The organism is Candidatus Peregrinibacteria bacterium, assembly GCA_016220175.1.
Classification (GTDB): domain Bacteria; phylum Patescibacteriota; class Gracilibacteria; order CAIRYL01; family CAIRYL01; genus JACRHZ01.
In genome coordinates this window covers 1-18,868 of record JACRHZ010000013.1, presented here as the reverse complement: position 1 = coordinate 18,868, position 18,868 = coordinate 1, and the positions used below count along the sequence as shown (strand labels likewise).

21 protein-coding genes are annotated in these 18,868 nt (G+C 38.9%); 11 read left to right on the top strand and 10 right to left on the bottom strand.

The genetic code is table 11. The annotated features are described in order from the left end of the window. Positions 1-197 precede the first annotated feature (197 nt). Entirely contained in the window at positions 198-2,525 is a 2,328-nt protein-coding gene (locus HZA38_01445) for a type IV secretion system DNA-binding domain-containing protein (GenBank protein ID MBI5414159.1), read from the top strand. A gap of 8 nt (positions 2,526-2,533) precedes the next feature. Here HZA38_01445 and HZA38_01440 read toward each other — a convergent pair whose 3' ends face one another. From HZA38_01440 to HZA38_01425, 4 genes are all read right to left on the bottom strand, one after another. Beyond that, complete coding sequence (locus HZA38_01440; protein ID MBI5414158.1) at positions 2,534-2,785, bottom strand: hypothetical protein; 252 nt, start codon at positions 2,783-2,785, stop codon at positions 2,534-2,536. 179 nt (positions 2,786-2,964) lie between these two features. After that, positions 2,965-3,342: a hypothetical protein gene (locus HZA38_01435; protein ID MBI5414157.1), complete on the bottom strand. Its 378-nt coding sequence runs from the start codon at positions 3,340-3,342 to the stop codon at positions 2,965-2,967. 116 nt (positions 3,343-3,458) lie between these two features. After that, positions 3,459-4,598, bottom strand: a complete 1,140-nt coding sequence (locus HZA38_01430) for a methionine adenosyltransferase (GenBank protein ID MBI5414156.1) — start codon at positions 4,596-4,598, stop codon at positions 3,459-3,461. A 177-nt stretch (positions 4,599-4,775) separates the two neighbouring features. Next, positions 4,776-5,075, bottom strand: a complete 300-nt coding sequence (locus HZA38_01425; protein ID MBI5414155.1) for a hypothetical protein — start codon at positions 5,073-5,075, stop codon at positions 4,776-4,778. Between the two features lie 158 nt (positions 5,076-5,233). Between HZA38_01425 and rpmH the strand changes: the two genes are divergently transcribed. The 3 genes from rpmH to HZA38_01410 all read left to right on the top strand — a co-directional run bounded on the left by rpmH (position 5,234) and on the right by HZA38_01410 (position 6,528). Further along, a complete protein-coding gene (gene rpmH / locus HZA38_01420) occupies positions 5,234-5,362 on the top strand; it encodes a 50S ribosomal protein L34 (GenBank protein ID MBI5414154.1) in 129 nt (42 codons plus the stop codon). Between the two features lie 99 nt (positions 5,363-5,461). Then, positions 5,462-5,818, top strand: a complete 357-nt coding sequence (gene rnpA / locus HZA38_01415) for a ribonuclease P protein component (protein ID MBI5414153.1) — start codon at positions 5,462-5,464, stop codon at positions 5,816-5,818. A gap of 131 nt (positions 5,819-5,949) precedes the next feature. Beyond that, on the top strand, positions 5,950-6,528 hold the full coding sequence (locus HZA38_01410) for an aminodeoxychorismate/anthranilate synthase component II (GenBank protein ID MBI5414152.1): 579 nt from the start codon (positions 5,950-5,952) through the stop codon (positions 6,526-6,528). 151 nt (positions 6,529-6,679) lie between these two features. On the opposite strand, the gene HZA38_01405 is transcribed toward HZA38_01410, so the two are convergent. Together HZA38_01405 and HZA38_01400 are read right to left on the bottom strand one after the other, a co-directional pair. Further along, complete coding sequence (locus tag HZA38_01405; GenBank protein MBI5414151.1) at positions 6,680-7,363, bottom strand: hypothetical protein; 684 nt, start codon at positions 7,361-7,363, stop codon at positions 6,680-6,682. Between the two features lie 56 nt (positions 7,364-7,419). Continuing rightward, positions 7,420-8,664: a fibronectin type III domain-containing protein gene (locus tag HZA38_01400; protein ID MBI5414150.1), complete on the bottom strand. Its 1,245-nt coding sequence runs from the start codon at positions 8,662-8,664 to the stop codon at positions 7,420-7,422. Between the two features lie 127 nt (positions 8,665-8,791). On the opposite strand from HZA38_01400, the gene HZA38_01395 reads away from it, so the two are divergent. Continuing rightward, the gene (locus HZA38_01395; GenBank protein ID MBI5414149.1) at positions 8,792-9,379 is read left to right on the top strand and encodes a hypothetical protein; all 588 of its coding nucleotides are present in this window, start codon (positions 8,792-8,794) and stop codon (positions 9,377-9,379) included. Here the strand turns inward: HZA38_01395 and HZA38_01390 are convergent. Continuing rightward, positions 9,376-12,024: an ATP-dependent Clp protease ATP-binding subunit gene (locus tag HZA38_01390; GenBank protein MBI5414148.1), complete on the bottom strand. Its 2,649-nt coding sequence runs from the start codon at positions 12,022-12,024 to the stop codon at positions 9,376-9,378. The genes HZA38_01395 and HZA38_01390 overlap by 4 nt on opposite strands. 214 nt (positions 12,025-12,238) lie before the next feature. Between HZA38_01390 and HZA38_01385 the strand changes: the two genes are divergently transcribed. The 3 genes from HZA38_01385 (at position 12,239) to HZA38_01375 (ending at position 15,442) form a co-directional block, all read left to right on the top strand. Continuing rightward, the gene (locus tag HZA38_01385) at positions 12,239-13,555 is read left to right on the top strand and encodes a glycosyltransferase (GenBank protein MBI5414147.1); all 1,317 of its coding nucleotides are present in this window, start codon (positions 12,239-12,241) and stop codon (positions 13,553-13,555) included. A gap of 118 nt (positions 13,556-13,673) precedes the next feature. Next, positions 13,674-15,083 (top strand): phosphomannomutase/phosphoglucomutase, encoded by a 1,410-nt coding sequence (locus HZA38_01380; GenBank protein MBI5414146.1) that lies wholly within the window; start codon positions 13,674-13,676, stop codon positions 15,081-15,083. Between the two features lie 182 nt (positions 15,084-15,265). Further along, positions 15,266-15,442, top strand: coding sequence for a hypothetical protein (locus tag HZA38_01375; protein ID MBI5414145.1), 177 nt, complete (start codon positions 15,266-15,268; stop codon positions 15,440-15,442). A 79-nt stretch (positions 15,443-15,521) separates the two neighbouring features. Here HZA38_01375 and HZA38_01370 read toward each other — a convergent pair whose 3' ends face one another. Next, positions 15,522-15,956, bottom strand: coding sequence for a hypothetical protein (locus HZA38_01370; GenBank protein ID MBI5414144.1), 435 nt, complete (start codon positions 15,954-15,956; stop codon positions 15,522-15,524). Between the two features lie 377 nt (positions 15,957-16,333). Next, on the bottom strand, positions 16,334-16,687 hold the full coding sequence (locus HZA38_01365; GenBank protein MBI5414143.1) for a membrane lipoprotein lipid attachment site-containing protein: 354 nt from the start codon (positions 16,685-16,687) through the stop codon (positions 16,334-16,336). Positions 16,688-16,891: 204 nt separating this feature from the next. Between HZA38_01365 and HZA38_01360 the strand changes: the two genes are divergently transcribed. The 3 genes from HZA38_01360 to HZA38_01350 are packed head-to-tail and all read left to right on the top strand — an operon-like array spanning position 16,892 to position 18,351. Beyond that, positions 16,892-17,053, top strand: coding sequence for an SEC-C domain-containing protein (locus HZA38_01360; GenBank protein MBI5414142.1), 162 nt, complete (start codon positions 16,892-16,894; stop codon positions 17,051-17,053). Positions 17,054-17,100: 47 nt separating this feature from the next. After that, positions 17,101-17,601 (top strand): thioredoxin family protein, encoded by a 501-nt coding sequence (locus HZA38_01355; protein MBI5414141.1) that lies wholly within the window; start codon positions 17,101-17,103, stop codon positions 17,599-17,601. 3 nt (positions 17,602-17,604) lie between these two features. Continuing rightward, positions 17,605-18,351, top strand: a complete 747-nt coding sequence (locus HZA38_01350; protein ID MBI5414140.1) for a sulfite exporter TauE/SafE family protein — start codon at positions 17,605-17,607, stop codon at positions 18,349-18,351. Between the two features lie 407 nt (positions 18,352-18,758). On the opposite strand, the gene HZA38_01345 is transcribed toward HZA38_01350, so the two are convergent. After that, the coding region (locus HZA38_01345) for an IS30 family transposase (protein MBI5414139.1) at positions 18,759-18,868 on the bottom strand (110 nt) is incomplete at its 5' end.

Below are 18,868 nucleotides of genomic sequence, written 5' to 3'. Positions count from 1 at the left end.
TATTGTACTCTTTCCAATTTGCGATACGATATCTCTGTCTAAGTGAGGATTTCTTTTTCATTTTGAAAGAGGTTATTGTTCCTCCTCATCTTAGACATACTCCTATTCCCGTACAATTTATTTGTGCAACAAAGCCATTCAAAATTCAGAATTCAAAATTATTGTATATAATCTTTGTGATTCAAAATTATTTCAAAATGACAGATTTCTCACACCTTGTTATCACGCTTTCAAAATTAAACCTTGGAGAACTCAAGATTGCTGAGAATCTTCTTCTTGCTCTTTCAGGTATTGAAGCTAAGGAAAAGAAAGTCGCTAATTTTTCTTTTGAAATTGTTGCACATCTCAATTTTGTGAGTATTTTTCTTACAGTTCCAAAGAGACTCAAAAATTTTATTCAAAGCCAAATAATGGCGGCATATCCAATGATTGAAGTTCATGAGGTCAAAGATTTTCTCGAGAGCATTGGAAATCGAGCGCTCTATGGAGGTGAGATGCACCAGAAAGACTCTTTCGTATTTCCGCTCAAAACATATGTTGATTTTGATTTGGATGAGCTCGGAAAATATTACGACACTCTTACTCCTATTCTCTCGGCTTTCTCTCATATCGAAAGTCCAGATGATATTATTGCTCTTCAAATAGCGGTGAATCCTTCTCATTCAAAAGTTTCGAAAAGAGGACTCAAGGGAATTACTATCGCCCAGGGAATATATTGGGCGCTCGAGAAATCTTTTCTCAATTTCTACACGAGCAATAAGAAGATCAAGTTGCCTGCGTATCTTATTTGGGGACTTCATGGTTTTGGAAAGGGGAAAGAGGTAATTGCCGGACAGCGAGCGACGCGCGTATCAAATTCGAAAGATTTGAGTGAGGGAGATGGGAAGAAAATCTCGGCATCGTATAAATATTCCCGAGCAGCCGATAAATTGGTGAAAAAATTGTTCGAAGTGAATATTCGTATCCTCATCGCTACGAAAAAAGGGAAACATCACGCGGAAGAACTCTATGAAAACATTTCGACTTCGCTGCAGAGTATGAACGATGCTCAACTCGGAAATCTTATCCCGGAAAAATTGAGTGTTCTCGCGGATATTTCTGATTTCAAGCAGAGAAAAGTTGATCGGGGAAATATTTTAAGCAGTGAAGAACTTGCCAGTTTTATTCATATTCCTAGAGGAGAACTCGAAATTCCAAAACTCATGTGGAGTAATTTTCGAAAAATCGAACCTCCATCCAATATTTCTCTTACGAAAGCAGTTCTCAAAATCGGGAAATCAAATTTTCAAGCACGAAAAATCGAATTCGGCATTAGAGAAGCCGATATTCTCCGTCACATCTACATCATCGGTCGCACTGGTATGGGGAAATCTACTCTTCTTGAGAATATGATTTTTGATGCAATGAATGCGGGAAAGGGAATGGCGATTATTGATCCTCACGGAGATCTTGCTGAGCGTGCACTTCAATTTGTTCCGAAAAAACGAATTAATGATGTTATTTTGTTTGATCCGAGTGATGTCGATTATCCGGTGGCATATAACATCATGGAGTGTAAGGATGCAAAAGACAGAAATGTGCTTTCATCGGGAATTATTGGGGTTTTTAAAAAGCTCTACGCAGAGAGCTGGGGACCGAGACTCGAACATATTCTGCGGAACACGGTTCTCACGCTCCTCCATTGCACGGATGTGAGCATTCTCGCAATTCCGCGGATTTTAAACGATGCAAATTTTCGAAAAAAATGTCTCAAACAGGTGAATGATCCAATCCTAAAAGATTTTTGGGCAAATGAGTATGAGACTCTGTCTCCAAAAACTCGCGTGGAATGGATTAGTCCTATCCTCAACAAAATCGGACAATTTCTCTCAAATCCGATTCTTCGAAATATTCTTGGACAAGTGAAATCAAAATTTCATATTCGTTGGGCAATGGATAAGGGAAAAATTCTCATTGTGAATCTTTCGAAGGGGAAAATTGGGGAGGATGTGTCTACCCTCCTCGGATCAGTACTCATTTCAAAATTCCAAATCGAGGCGATGAGTCGTGCGGACATTCCCGCAAATGAGCGGAAAGATTTCTATCTATTTATTGATGAGTTTCAAAATTTCGCAACAGATAGCTTCGCAAGTATTCTTTCTGAGGCGAGAAAATATAAACTCGCGCTCATCATGGCAAATCAGTACATTGCACAGATGGAAGAGACCGTGAGAGATGCTATTTTTGGAAATGTCGGATCGCTCATATCATTTCAGGTTGGATATGATGATGCCGAGCCACTCATGAAACAATTTTCTGAAAAAGTGGAAGAAACTGATCTCGTCAGTCTTTCTCGAGGAGCTGTGTATTTGAGATTGCTTATCGATGGGCTTCCCACGGCAGCATTTTCAGCATCTACAAGTTCTCCTCTACAAGTTGTCGAGGATCACGAGAAAACGGAAAAAATTCTGAAAGTTTCTCGAGAAAAATATGCGGTGAAACGCAAAATTATTGAGGAGAAAATTGCAAAATGGAGTGGGGAATAGGACAGCGATCACTTCTTTTTTGAAAACCACTTTTTTAGTTTTTCAAAAATAGTCATCATAATTCGAGCGGGTTGCCACAAGTAATGATTCACGACTTCTACGATTTCAGAAATTTCTTCAGTAATAGCATTTACTTTTCCAAGGACTTTATACACTCGAGCAAGCACCAAAAGAAGCGCGAGCGTCAGTAAAATAGTCGCGCTCGTGAGAGTCATGTTGAGAAGATCTGAAGTAGTGTCGAGTGAATATCCGAGTATCAAAGTAGAATTACAAAAATGTCCAATGAAAACCTACGCCTTTTCCTTTCCGAGATCAAACAGTATTCCATAAAATGTCTTGTCTGGAAGCGAAATTTGTTGCGACTCAATATTTTTTGTGTTCATGAAAGTAATCTCTTCATGAAAAAAGCGATCTATTACTCTTTTTTTGAGTTCGCAGATTATCTGTCATCTGATACCCAGAAAAAACTTTCTAAAATAACAGCAATACAAAGAAGAAGCGCTCCAATCCACCAGTTATACGTATTCATCTGTTCAAAAAAAAGGGCAACTACTCCAACTCCGGCGAGAATTGTTCCCTGACGAAGCGAAATATTGATGCATTCGAGCATATTCCTCCCTGCGTTTGAGAATCTCCTCAAAAGAGTTCCGACAACCGTGAATGTGGTGAGGAGTGAGAAAAGAGACGTAATATAAAATGCTGGCAGAGAAATTCCCGGAGATTCGTACGGTGACATTTTGTTAATAACGAGTCCCCAAGCTGCCCAGCTTAAAAAAGTGGAAATAAGAAGCACGATAAAGGCGAGTTTTTTAAACACGGTGATAGTCAATTACGAATGACGAATTACGAATTACGAACTTTGTATTTTGAATTGATCATAATTTCGAGAGAGATATAATTCAAAATTCAGAATTCAGAATTCAGAATTCAAAATTACTTCACATACTTTCTCAAAACATCAACTCTATCTGTTTTCTCCCACGAAACATCATCTCTCCCAAAGTGTCCATAAGTCGCTGTTTTGAGGTAAATGGGCAACCTGAGTTCGAGTTCACGAATAATATCTCCGGGTTTAATTGGGAAGTTTTCTCGAATAATTTTTTCAAGTTCTTCAGAAGAAAGCGTGCTCGTCCGAAATGTTTCGACAAGAATTGAAACCGGCTCAGCAATTCCAATGGCGTATGAAATTTCGATCTGGCATTTTTCTGCAAGTCCTGCTGCTACAATATTTTTGGCCATATATCTCGCTGCATACGCACCACTTCGATCAACTTTCGATGGATCTTTTCCAGAAAAACATCCACCTCCATGCGGCGCATATCCGCCATATGTATCAACAATTATCTTTCTTCCCGTAAGCCCCGCATCACCTTGTGGTCCACCCATGATGAAGCTTCCGCTTGGGTTGATGTGATAAATGGTTTTGGCATCAAGCCAATCCTTTAGTACTGGTCCAATTACACGTTTTTTGACCAGTTTCGCGAGTTCTTCCTGAGAAATATTTGGATCGTGTTGAGTGGAAATGACAACAGTATGGACTCTTTTTGCTTTTCCATCATGGTATTCCACGGTAACTTGTGATTTTCCATCTGGTCTCAATTCTGGAAAAGTTCCATCTTTTCGAACTTCTGCCAATTTTTTGGTAAGTCCATGGGCAAGCATGATGGGAAGCGGCATGAGTTCCGGAGTTTCTGTACAAGCATATCCAAACATCATTCCTTGATCTCCGGCTCCAATTTCATGATCATGCTTTACGGCGTGGGAAATTTCCGGGCTTTGTTCTGAAATTGAGGAAATAACTCCACAAGTTTCGTAATCAAACCCGAATTTAGCGCGTGTATATCCTATTTTTTTTACAACATTTCTCGCGAGACTCTGGAAATCGACATATCCGTTTGTGGTCATCTCTCCAAACAGAAAAATAAGTCCAGTTTTCGCCGCACATTCTACTGCCACTCGCGAATTCGGATCTTGCCGAAGGGCTTCATCCAAAACTGCATCGGAGATTTGATCACAGATTTTATCTGGATGACCTTCAGTGACGGATTCAGAAGTGAAAAGAGTCGTCGTCATAGGTTTCAGAGTTAATTTTCAGGTGAAAGTGTAAAGTGAAAAAAGGAATTTGTCATCCCCGACTTGATCGGGGATCTCAAATATAATTAAAAATAAGAAATATCGAGAGTGTTATCAAAAATATTTTTCATTTTTATTACAATTGAGATCCCCGCTTTCGCGGGGATGACAAAAAAATCACTCTTTCACGAGAGCTTCATCCGCTCCGAGTTCTTTGAGAAGCCTCCCACATCTCGGTACACTTGAAAATGCAACAACTTTCTTCGCTCTGAGTTTTACCTCTGAAAGAATCTGATCTCCTGTAGTTCCATCGTTTTCGAGATAGTAATCCAAATACACCACATCAAATTTTTCTCCACTTTCCGAAAATTCTCGGAAAGAAGAAAAATATTTTAGCGTATGCTCTTCATTCGTGTAGAGTTCTTCAATTTGGTCCATTCCGTATTTTTTATCGTCGATAAGAGCGATGAAGAGCATAATATATCGAAAGAAAAAATTCCTGATCTGACTCAGAATATCTCTTTCTTTGAAAAAATTCTATTTGTGAATAATTCTTGGTGTGAAAACATTTGACGTTCATATCATTTTTAGGGAGAATACCCTGGCAGTTTTTGAGAAATTCGCCAACTTTACCAATGCTTTCCAAAGGAAATAAACGAAAACGCGCAAAACGTCACGGATTTTTGAGTCGCATGCAAACCGCTACTGGGCGCAGAGTGATTAGAAAAAGACGAAGTAAGGGGCGCCATGTGCTTGCAGGCTAAATCAATTACAGATTAGCGCAAAACGTAAAGCGCAAAGCGCAAAGCGCAAAGAAAAAGTCAGTTACAATTGTTTTGCATTTTGCGCTTTTCGCTTTGCATTTGTTAATTCGTAATTGTGCCATGGCGCTTCAAAAAATATATCGCATGGGTGCTTCAAAAATGATTGATATGGTCATGAAGAAAGGAAAAAGAGTTCAGACTCCTTTTTTTCGTGTCTTTCTTCTGCCATCTCGACTGAGTTCTCACAAAATCGCAATAACTGTTTCTCCGAAAATAGAAGCCAAAGCAGTAAGGAGAAATCGCATCAAAAGAAGGCTTTCAGAAGCCATTCGAAAGGTTATTACCGAGCATCCAAAAATTTCCCCAACATTAGCGGTTTTTTGGGGAAGCCAAAGGATTTATGACGCAGCGTTTGAGGAAATTGTGAGAGAAGTGGAAAAATCAATTACAGATTAGCGCAAAACGTAAAGTGCAAAGCGCAAAGAAAAAGTCAGTTACAATTGTTTTGCATTTTGCACTTTTTACTTTTCACTTTGCACTTGTAAGTTTCACCATTACAATTTCAACCAGTTCTGTATTATCTTCACATGAAAAAGACCCTCGTCATCGACAACTTCGATTCTTTCGTATTTAATCTTGTGCAATACGTTGGTGAGCTTGGAGGAAATCCGATTGTATTTCGAAATAATGAAATTACTTTTGAAGAAGCCGAAAAACTTGCGCCCACACACATCATCATTTCTCCCGGACCCGGAAATCCAGAAGATGAAAAATATTTTGGCGTCTGCGGAAATCTGATTCTCAAGATGGGATCAAAAATTCCTCTTCTTGGAGTTTGTCTTGGACATCAGGGAATTGCCGCGGTTTTTGGAGGAAGAGTCGTAAAAGCTCCTGAAATTATGCACGGAAAAGCTTCTCAAATATTTCATGAGGGGAAGGGGATTCTGAATGGACTCCCAAATCCACTTGAAGGAATGAGATATCATTCACTTGTGGCTGACGAGAAAACATTCCCATCGTGTTTAGAAGTGACCGCAAGAACCGAAAACGGGCTTATTATGGGGCTTCAGCACAAGGAATTTCCGATCTATGGAATTCAATTCCATCCGGAATCCATCGGCACTCCAGAAGGGAAAAGAATTGTGAAAAATTTTCTGGAATTATAATCGGGAAAAAACTACGAACGATGTAAAATATTAAAGGTAAAATGTAAAAATAAGCATAAAATCCTAATCTTTAAACATTAAGATTTAGAATTTGTTTTTACATTTTACCTTTTGCATTTTACATTTCTTCTTTCCGTAACTCGTAATTGATTTACGCTGTTCTCTTCTTCCTTCTCAAAATCAGCCCCATTCCGAGTGCAACAACTCCTGCAATCCAAGCTTCTGGACCTGATTTCGCCACTTTTCCACTCTCCTCAGCAGCTCCATGGAGAGATTCCTGTATGTTTTTTGATGAAGCACCGCCTATAACCACACTTTTGAGATCTTGTTTTCCGGTGTGAGTATTTGTTTTAAATGGAACATTTGAGTTTCCAAGATCTGAAGTCCCTTCCTTTTCTTCGATTTGTAATTCACTTGGAACATTTTCAATTTTTCCAAGAATATCTTTTGCTGTGTCGACAATTTTTTCATCTGGTGACGGAATTTCAGAATCTTTTTTGTCTGACTCTGGAGCATCATTTGTTTTCGAGGTGTTACTTTTCGTTTCTCCCCCGAGACTTACGCCAGAAACAGTTTTTACATCCTCTACCTTATCAACAGTTTCTGGAGTTGAGATAAGTGCAGCGAAATTTATTTTCCCATTCCCATCTACCAAAAATGGATAGCCTCCAACGCCGATCAGAAGAATTCCAATCACAGCGAATACTACGGCAAATATCTGGTGTCGTTTTGCGGAAGATCTTCCGTGACCAACATCTTCATCCAAAACACTTGTGATGTTTTGATGAGTTTCCTCGATGTTGTCCTCATGAAGAGTGGTCCATTTGTTTGTCATTTGTGTATTTGTAATATTCGAAAAGTATAGTCTTTTTTAGGGAATTTTTCAAGAACTTATGAAGAATCCCGAGAAGAGCGAATTTTTTTGTATGCGTAGATAATAAGGGAAGATATTCCCAATATTCCTAGGGAAATAGCAACAGACTCTTCCGGTCCACTGGAAGTAAGTTTCGTTACATTTTTTGTGAGATCAGTTTTTTGGCCTTCTCTCGCTCCGAAAGTAAATGGATGGCTTTCCGTTTCTGGAACTCCAAATTTTACATACACCTCGTCAGAATAATCACTTTCTTGACCTTTTTCGTTGTAGGCCGTTATTGCAAAATAGTACATTTTATTCTTGGTGAGATCAGTTTGAGAAAATGTTTTTGTGGTTGTTTTTCCCACATCACTTCTCCGAATATAAAATCCGCTATTTTCTGAATAATATACGTAATACCCTTTTACAGAAGAACTCTCACTCACTTTCCAGACGAGGTTGACTTCGTTCGCAGTAGTTTGAATTCGAAGTCCTTGTGGGCGCTGAATCACGTCACTAGAAACGACGTCTTGTACCGGAGACCCAGATCCGTTGTCTGGTCCTCCAATTTCTGGAGATTTTGGTGACGCATCTATCGGTTTTTTTGTGTCCAGAAGAGGAGTGTCTTGACTCGCATTTGGTGATGGAGTTTTTTGTGTTTTTTCCCCTGAATTGAGTGCAAATTCTAATTTTCTTGGTTCTTTCCCCAAAACATTCTCCGGCTGTAAAGTCGATTCATCGAGAATGAACACTCCTGTTTCGCCGAGTTCTTCCTTTTGAAAGTTAACAAAGGCAATATCAGCAGTTTCTGCTTTTTGACTTACCACTGAAAATTCCACCATTGCTACGAAAAGAATATCATCTTTTTTTCCTCCACCAGCAACTCCTCTTCCAATTTTTACCTGACCGTTTTCCTCGTCGATTTCATTTCCATCTGGAGAAGCAAGAGGGAAATCTGATCCCTTATCTTCAATTTCTGTAGCCTTGAAAACATTCGGATCATATTTCAGCCATGACCTCACGCTTACTATATTTTTTTTCTCAAGATTTTTTACGAAAATTATCAGACGAAAAGTATCCCCAGCATAAAGAGCTCCTGGATATTTTGCCTTTTCTTCATCTTCAAATGGAATGAGCGGACATTTTTTAATATCCTTTTCTGTACATTCTTCTGCAAAAACGATATCTGTTTTCGGCTCATCCGCAAGTACGCGAAGATCCATCGCAAAAGAAAAAAAGAGTATTCCAAAAATAACAAGAAGGGGAAAATGGTGGCGTTTCATGGAGATGGGCGAAATAAACGAATGCTAACGTATCAGATTATTCTAGCAAAAAATAGACTTTTTCTCAAGGGAATTTGACTTCCATTTCTATTTTCTTTAGCGTTTGGGTGTTTTTTTAAACACATTCATGAAAAAAATCCTCATTTCTCTTGTTCTCTTTGGCCTTATCGCCTCAGCGTTTAGCGCAATTTATATTGTTGCTGTTGGACAATATGGTACGTTGGAAAAAAACCTTCTCTCTACCGCACTTGCTCTGATGATTTTTAGCCTTACCGCATTTTCTGCAGGAACATGGCTTTCGCGGTATCGTTTTTCTGCGGTGGCGTATGGCGGAATTATTGCTTCTGTTTTAGGATTTCTCGCATTTGTTACAGGAATATGGTGGCAAATGTATGAATGGTCTGATCTTACTCTGTGGGGAAACAATCGAATCAGAATTGTTCTCGAAATCGTATACAATGTTTCCGCTCTCGTCGCTTTTTCATTTGCGCATATGGCGCTTATTCTTCATGGATATTTTCAAAAAAGAAGTATCAATATTCTGATTTCTTTCACTATTTTCTGGAACATCCTTTTGACGTTCGCTCTTCTTTCCTACCAAATCTTCCGCTTTAATCCCCCAGAGGGATTTTGGCGGGCAGTTGTTATTTTAGGAATCCTCATTCTTCTCGGATCAGTGACAACACCGATACTCGTAAAGACTTCTCGTCGCTAGATCTTCGCATCTACAAGTTCTTTTTTGAGCGAACTTGTGGTTTTCTCAGTCACGATTTCCAATTTTTTCCCCTGTTTTCCTCGTACCAGTTTTACCGTATCGCCATCCTTCACTTGTCCCGCGAGCATTGCTTGACTTAAAAGGTCCTCTATTTCTTCCTGAATCACTTTTCGTACCTTTCGAGCGCCGCTTTTTTGGTCAAATGATTTTACGGCAAGAAAATCAAGTACCGGCGGGAGAAATTTGAGTGTCAAATTTTTTTCTAAAAGTCGCCCTGCGAGTTCCTCGAGCTGAATTTCAATGATTTTTTTAATGTGCTTTTGGGTCAACGGTTTAAAAATAAGCACTTTATCAAGTCTTCCCAAAAATTCGGGACGGAAATGTTTTTTTACTTGATCTATAACGATTTCGCTTTTTTCGGAAAAATCCTGTTCTGCTCTATCAAGCGCATCTCCTTGGGTAGAAAATCCAATCTTTATAGCTTCATTTGTGAGTGTCTCTGCACCGATATTTGAAGTCATAACAAGAATAGTATTTCTGAAATCAACTTTTTTCCCTTTTCCATCAGTGAGCGATCCATCTTCAATGATCTGGAGAAGAATATTCTGAAAATCGGGATGCGCCTTTTCAATTTCATCAAAAAGAACTACAGAATATGGTTTTTTTCGAACAGATTCCGTAAGTTGCCCTCCCGATTCATATCCGACATATCCCGCAGTCGTTCCGGTGAGCCTTGAAACGTTGTGCCTCTCCATAAATTCGGACATGTCTATTTTAATAAGCGCATCTTTCTTCTGAAAAAGTTCTTCTGCAAGGACCTTTACGAGTTCTGTTTTCCCCACACCAGTCGGTCCGAGGAAAAGGAATGATCCTACCGGTCTTTTTTGGTCACCAATTCCGACTCGGGAGCGGCGAATTGCTTTTGCTACTTCCAGAATAGATTCCTGCTGACCGACAATTCTCTTTTCGAGCATCTTTTCTAAATCCAAAAGTTTTCGCGCTTCGTCTTTCAAGAGTTTGGTAACAGGGATTCCGGTCGATCGTGCAACAACCTCTGCGATATCTTTTTCGAATATCGTTACGCTTTTTGCCATTTGAGATTTCTGAAGTGACTCCGCTTTTTTTTGTTCGAGTTCACTTTCCAGAGTCTCTTGATCTTTCTTCATTTGAAGCGCCCTTTCAAAATTTTGATTCCTCACAAATTCTTCCTTTTTTTTGCTGATCGTTTGAATGCGATTCAAAAGAGTTTGGATTTCTGGTGTTTTTTGTTGACTCTTTCCACCGCATTTTGCTGCGGCCTCGTCCATAAGATCAATGGCTTTATCGGGAAGAAACCGATCAGGAACATACCTTTTTGAAAGATGAACGGCTGCTTCTACCGCGCTGTCTGATATTTTGAGATGGTGATACTCTTCAAAGTATGGTCTGATTCCTTTCATAATTTCTATTGCCTCCTCTTCAGTCGGTTCATCCACATAAATCGGCTGGAGGCGTCTTTCAAGTGCTTTATCTTTTTCAATATGCTTTCTATATTCGTCATACGTGGTAGCGCCAATCACTTGAATTTTTCCTCGAGCAAGTGCCGGTTTTAAAATATTCGCGGCGTCGAGAGATCCTTCCGCACTTCCCGCGCCCACAAGGGTGTGAAGTTCATCAATGAAAACAATGATTTTTCCCTCACTTGAAATCGCATCTTCGATAACTTCTTTAAGGCGTTCTTCAAATTCTCCGCGGTATTTGGTTCCGGCGATAAGTGCGCTCATATCAAGGGCAACTACACGTTTTCCAAGAAGAGAATCAGGAACTTCTCCCTTCTCAATCGCTACGGCAAGGCCTTCAGCAATAGCCGTTTTTCCGACGCCCGGTTCTCCGATGAGCGCTGGATTATTTTTGGTTTTTCGATTGAGGATGTGAATAACCCGTTCAATTTCCTCATTTCTCCCGATAATCGGATCGATTTTTCCATTACGATATTCCACGTTGAGATCAGTGGAGAAGAAATCAAGCGCTGGAGTAGAGCTCTCTTCCTCAATGGGCATTTCTCCTTCATTTTGTGGATACATTTGAGGTCCTCCTTTTTTCCCCTTGTGCCTGAACGCATCCCTGAAATCTACATTTTTTTGAAGATTCACGAGAGCTCCTGTGAGTCCCTGGAGAAAATCCTCCAAAGAATTCTGAACTTTCTGCTCAGAAGAATTCGTCATTTGGTGAAAAATATCCATGATTTGTTTTTGTACTTCTGCAATGGGAAGGTGCATTTTTTGAAAAACTGCAACAGCGGCTGAATTTTCAGAATGGAGCATTGCTGCGAGGAGATGTTCACTCCCGACGAAGTTATGTTTTTGCTGTAACGCAATTCGAAACGCTTGCTCAATTGTTTTTCTAAGAGGATCAGAAAGTGAATTCGGAACATTCGGATCATGAGGCTCTGGTGGGCATGAAGGGATCGTAATTCGAACATTGTCGGGGGTGATGCCCATGGTCTGCAAAATTGCAGCCCCGAGGTTCTGTGGATTGGAAAGAATTCCGAGGAGAAGATGCTCAGTCCCAACGTATGCTGATTCCATGAGGCGAGCCTCTTCTTCGGCTTTTTCAAGTGAAACTTTTGCGTCCGGTGTCATTCTTTCAAACGGATTTTTGTTCATATATGTACATGCAGAAAAAATAAAAACTTTGGACTTCTATTTTCATCTGGTGGATTGTACCAGATTTCTCTTTAATTTTAAAGAGACGAAGCAAAATCTGTGATCAAAATTACTTGTCAATAATTTTATAATGTCTTAAAACATGCTCCCAAAATATTTGTTTTCAATTTTTCAGAAATCACTTTATAATCCGCGAGAATGATTTTTTGTATTCATGGTTCAAAAAAGACAGAAAAATTTTTTTCAAAAGGGGATACTCGTTGGGGCTGTTGTCCTTGTCGTGATTGCGTATCGTCTCTATTTTTTGCCACCAACTCCACTCAATATTATTTTTGCAATTACGAGCTTGTGGATTATTTCCCACTCTCTCCTTGCCGGATTTTTTCTGTTTCAGCATTTTCGGAAAGAGTGGCAAGGAGAGTTTGTCTTGATCGCGTTTTCCCTGATGATGTGTCTCATATTTTTTACGCAATCATTTGAATATTATCTCCTTTGGTTTCTCATCGCTTCGTCATTTTTTATTGGGAGATTTGCTCTCCACTATCAGATCAGTAAGGTTACCACACAGCATTGGCTTCGAGAACACTGTTATTTCAAAATGCGCATAGAATTCCTGACCACTCTTGTTGCTCTTCTCGAGGTCTATCTCTTCACGTATTTTCCACAGGAAGGAATTCTCTGGATGACACTCTTTTCTATTAGCGCCGTGAAAGTTCATTATGAAATATTTTACGGGAAAAAATTATATTCGATCATCTATGAAAATACTGCTCTTTCGTATGGGACGCCATTTCTCAGTATTATTATTCCTGCCTACAATGAAGCAAAAAATATTTTAAATCTCATCCGTTCGCTGAAAAAACAAATTTATACGAATTTTGAAGTTATAGTCGTTGATGATGAAAGTACAGATAAAACAAAGTCACTTGTTCGGAATGAAAAATCTTCATTTCCCATTCATGTTCTCGAAAGAAAAGGAAAAAGAGGACCATCTGCAGCTCGAAACTTTGGAGCTCTTCATGCAAAGGGGAAGATTCTTCTTTTTCTCGATGCCGATATTGAGATTCCGGAGAATTCTCTTTCGGGAATTCTTCAAGAATTTATTCAGGATGAAGCGGGAATTGCATTTTTGGATTTCAAAATCTCCTCAAAAAATATCATCGATCGCATCACCGTAGCAATTTACAGATTTTGGGTTCGGGCTACACAATTCTTTTATCCAAAAGGAACGGGATTTGCCATCATGGTGAAAAAAGTATTGAATGACGAATATAAAGGTTTTGACGAATCCATTCTTCTTCTCGAAGATTTTGAGTATATTGAGAGAATTTCGCGTCATGGAAGATTTCGAGTGCTCACGAATAATCCTGTTTTGGCATCGTGGAGGAGATTTCAGTATGAGAACAGATTTTCTCTTACCATGAAATACATTGGAATGGAGCTCTACCGTAAAATATTTGGGGAAATCCGAAAGCCAGTTTTTGATTATCAATTTGGGAAATACGGGAAAGGGGAGGAGGACGAAAGATAATTTTTAATTTTGAAATTTTTAAACAAATCTTAATGTCTAATTTTTAATGTTTAAAAATTAAGATTTAGAAATTAGAATTTATTTAGAAATTTTAAAATTTGAAATTAACCCCCCCCCCATGCTCTCCGATCACATTTTTCGCGCCTACGACATTCGAGGAATTTATGGAAAGGATTTTGATGAAAATGGCGCTGAGCTCATTGGAAAGGCGTATGCGGCGTATCTTCAGGAACTTTCTCCGAATCGAAAATTGAAAATTGCGCTTGGAAGAGATGGAAGAAAAAGTGGAGAGATTTTGGAAAAAGCTTTTCTGAAAGGAGTGGTGGAATCGGGAATTGATGTCGTTCAGATTGGAATGGTTTCTTCACCGCTTCTCTTTTTTGCGATTTGCGATGGGAAATTTGATGGGGGAGTAACGATTACCGCAAGTCACAATCCTCAGGAATATAATGGATTTAAGCTTCAACGAGATCACGCTCATGCGATTTGTGGCGAAGAAATTCAGAAAGTTTTACAAATTATTCATGAGAAAAAATTTCATGTTCCGAAAGAAAAGGGAACTCAGTCGAAAATGGATTTTCGGGAAATATATTTTTCAAAACTCAGGTCTCTTTCGAATTTTTCTTCTGAAAAAAAGCCAAAAATAGTGATTGATGCGGGAAATGGAATTATGGGGAATTTTGCTCCAGATTTTTTTCGAAATCTTGGATGTGAAGTTATTGAGCTTTATTGTGAGGTCGATGGAACTTTTCCGAATCACGATGCCGATCCCGAACGTGAAGAAAATCTTCAAGATCTCAAGAAAAAAGTACTCGAAGAACGTGCAGATTTTGGAGTGGCATTTGATGGTGATGGAGATCGCGTCGGAATTCTCGATGACAAAGGGAATCACTATTCTGCTGATCTTCTTTTACTGCTTCTTTCCAGAGATCTTTTGACGCGGTATCCCGGAGCTTCAATTGTATTTGATTTGAAATCGACCGAGGTGCTTTCGGAAGAGATTCAAAAGCTTGGTGGAAAAGCGCTCATGTGCAAAACGGGGCATTCATTTGTGGAAGAAATGATGGAGAAAGAAAAAGCGCTTCTGGGCGGAGAAGTTTCTGGACATCTTTTTTTCGCAGAAGATTATTATGGTTATGATGATGCGCTTCTTGCAGCATTCAAAATCCTCACAGTCGTGTGGAATTCAGGGAAAAAGCTTGAAGAACATTTCGCGGATCTTCGGAGAACATTCATTACTCCAGAAATAAAAGTAAAAATTTCCGAACACGAAAAATTTGCGATTATGAAAAAAATTGTGCAGCATTTTTTAACTAAATATCCAGATGCGCTCACGATTGACGGAATTCGGATAGAATTTGGCGAAGGAGCATGGGGGATTATTCGAGTTTCCAATACTTCCGCATATCTCACGATGAGGTTTGAGGCGAGATCTGAGGAGAAGCTCTCTGAGATTCAAAAAATAGTTTTCGATCATTTGGAGGAATATGCCGAAATTTCTGGAATTCCGGAAGTGGAATTAATGTAAAAGGCAAAATGTAAAATATAAAAACAAATCTCAATGTTTAAGCCTTAAAAATTGAGATTTTGATTTTTTTTTTACATTTTGAATTTTACATTTTACATTTGTCCAATATTATATATTCATTAAATTGTATTGACATTCATATAAAATTAATATTAAATAGCTGCAATTTTATCCACCAATTCATGAAGAAACTTCTTCTTTCTGCTGTTTCAGCGTTTGCTGTAGCAGGTATGCTTTCGCTTCTTTACGCTGAAGGCGTAACTCCATGCAATCCCGGAGTTACTCCAAGTTCTGTGATGTATGCCGAGGGTGGAGTTTGTCTTCCAGTAACAGCAGATTCTGTTCTATTTGCTGAGTAATTGCTTTTGAATAATTTTGTAGATGAAAAAAAGACCGAGAGGGATTCTTAGTCTTTTTTTTGTGTCGTGGGAAAGTCGATTATGCTGCGGATCTCGGAAATAGGGCGGGTCTAAGAGATGTTATCCTGTTTCTTACTTCTTTTTGCGGATCAAATATAAAGCCATCCTTAGGAAGAAATTCTTGAGAATAGTTTTTAAGGAGATGGCTAATAACAGTCGCCTGAAAACCATTTTGTACAGAATTTCGTAGGGATTCAACATCACCACTCATTATGAATTCTCGTAATTTTTCTAAAAGGCAACTAACTACTGCAGTTTGTATTCTTTCGTTGGTAAATAGACTTCCCTTCTTGGGTGTGTCTTCAAGCATCGCTGTAACAGTCTGGTTTATTCCTTGGAAAAACCCGTCCATAATTGCTAAAAGTGCTGATCTTTTAGGAATATCGCTCCCTATTACTCTTTCGAGAATATTGCTTACAATTGGTGCTAACCTATCCTGATTTTTCTGATTCAATCGACTTATATAGGGATGTCTGCTGAATAATTCTTCAGCATTTACACTATGAGCATAACCTACTTCCCTATTATTATCATTAGGTTTCAACATAATTTGAGCTTATATTCTTATTATACATTAAAACAATATATATATCAATATAATTTAATATATTTGTAATAAATAACACAATGCCACTTCTTTAACTGCATTTTTCCTCCATCGAAATTACGGAAAATATTATGGAACGTACTCAGGCGGAGTCACCACTTTCCAGTCATTTCCGAATTTCTTCATCGTATATTCAAATTCTTGCCGTGAAGGCATCTCTTTTTCCGTTCCACCGCAACATGTTCCACGGATAAAAAGGTCTCCATCATCTTTTCGAAACTGGGCTATAAAAAGATTTCAAACCCCGTTTCGAACTTGCTTTCCCGCTCTTTCTGTTTTCCCCATTCTTCAGGAGCATTTTCATCAAGAGCGAGTTCAGAGGCAGCACCCCATTCACACGCTTTATTGTAGGTAACATCGATTCCGCAGAGATACTCAGCTTTCCCATTGATTTTTACCTTTTCTCTGCCATATTCCTGACAATTTTCCTTGGTGGGAAATGCCTCGGTAAATTCACATTTTTGTTCTCCATACGTTACAAATCCTTCTGGATAGTAAATGATATTCCAACGATTTGTATTTTTCTGACACCCAGAAAGAGCGAGCAGCGTAAGCAGTACAATAAAGAGTTTTTTCATTTTTTTATAAAAGATTGCAGAATGAATCCTACTCTGTGGGTCGAGAGAAGGGTACTTATTTTCATTAACTTCTTTGATGAGGTCTTCAATGAAGGAAAAATTCTAAATATGGTGATACAAGTCACAGCGCACACAGATTTTGTTTAGGAAATATACATTTGCTTGTTAAGGTAAAAACACTTTTATTTCTTTACCCATTTTTTTATGGAAGATTCTCATTCTTCAATAGGTTCTGAGCACGAATTTCAGCAGCCTTGCAGTTGCGGAAGCGGCAAAAAGGCCGGATCATGTTGCATGGCGAATGAACCATGTCCGTGTGGTTCAGGGGAATCAGCAGGAAAATGCTGCTTCAAAATGTCGAAATGAGTGTTCGTTCATGACTTTATTTTTTAATTTATTCACATCATTTTCCTATGATCAAAAAAATATTACTTTTTACTCTCCTTACCATTGCACTGACAGGTTGCTCGAATACAATCGAGAAAAAGCAAGACGCAATATCTGAAAAACAAAAAACTGTAAATCAAGCACAAATCTCAAAAACTGCGCAAGAGCCAACAAAAGAAGTGAAAAAAATTGTGGCTGAAAATGACCAAACTCCGATATTCGCAAATTTTACTCAGGAACGCTATTCGGAACTTCTCGGCAAAAAACCTCTTGCCATCTTTTTTCACGCGAGCTGGTGTTCTACCTGCGCTCAATTAACAAAAGAAATTAACAAAGATCTTGCAAATTTCCCAAAGGGAACAACAATACTCAAAGCTGATTACGATACAGAAACCAACCTAAAAAAGGATTATGGTATCGTAATGCAAGCAACGATAGTAGTAATAGATAAAAATGGCAAAGTAACGCAAACGCTTGCAGCTCCTTCAATGGCAGAACTTCAAAAAGCTATATCGCAAACAGTCTAAAAAATGGAATTATTTATACCATCATTTCTGGCGGGGGTGCTAACAGTCTTAGCACCCTGCGTTCTCTCGTTATTACCAGTTATTATTGGGGGCAGCGTAGGTGAAAAAAAACCGCTGCGCCCACTCATTATTGTGGGATCTTTGGGGATTTCAGTAATAGTATTTACTTTGCTTCTCAAAGCTACAACCGCTCTCATTGGAATACCTCAAGAGTTTTGGAAACTCATTTCAGGAGGTCTGGTTACAGTTTTTGGTTTCATAATGCTATTTCCTGATCAATGGGTGAAAATTGCTCAAATATGCAAACTTCATAAAAGTGAAACAGGTTTAGAGAAAAGCAGGAGGGCATCTGGAAATACAGGAGCGATCCTCCTCGGGGCATCACTCGGTCCTGTATTTACCACTTGCTCTCCTACGTATGTCCTCATACTCGCCATTGTTTTGCCAAAAAGTTTTAGCCTTGCTCTCGTGAATCTTTTTATTTACACAATTGGAATGAGCATACCACTTCTCGCAATTGGGTATGGGGGGAGAAAAATAGCTTCAAAATTTAGAGGAACATCCAATCCGAAAGGTTGGTTCAAAAGAATTTTAGCAATTCTGCTTATTCTCACTGGAATGGCTATTATCACCGGATTTGATAAAAAAATTGAGGGCTCATTAATTGAACGCGGATACAGAGGTGCATTTAATCTTGAACAATCAATCGCCGATAAGGCAGGTGAAAAAATAAAAACGGGATCCAATTAAGGAAAAAAACGTCTTTCGCTAGTTCAACCTGATGCTCGGCGAAGTGTTTTTCACCGCCGTTTCATTGATCTCGCTTTTCGGCGAAGTCCAAAAGACTTCGCCGAGCGAAGGTCGGTCGCGTGAAACGCCCTGGTGGAGAGGACGGGAATCGAACCCGCTAAAATAGGTCTCAATCCTAGATTAGTACTCCAGTACCCTCCCCATATCACCAGGGCAATTTTTAGGATACATTCAGAAATCAAAATACAAAAAAGGCACTTCCATTAGGAAGTGACCTTAGTTGCTGAGACCTAATCCAACAGGGAAATTCCTGTGTACTAATCTAGGCACAACCATCATACAAAATTGGTCACGAAAATTCAAGAGAAAAATCAAATTGGAAAATTCAAGGATTATAAGCACCACCCCTAGAGGAGATCAGAAATGACTTCATTTGGAGTACGATATCGAAGTGATTTTCTTGGTCTGTCGTTGAGTTTTTCTTGTACTGCATAGATTTTTTCTTCTGATACTTTGG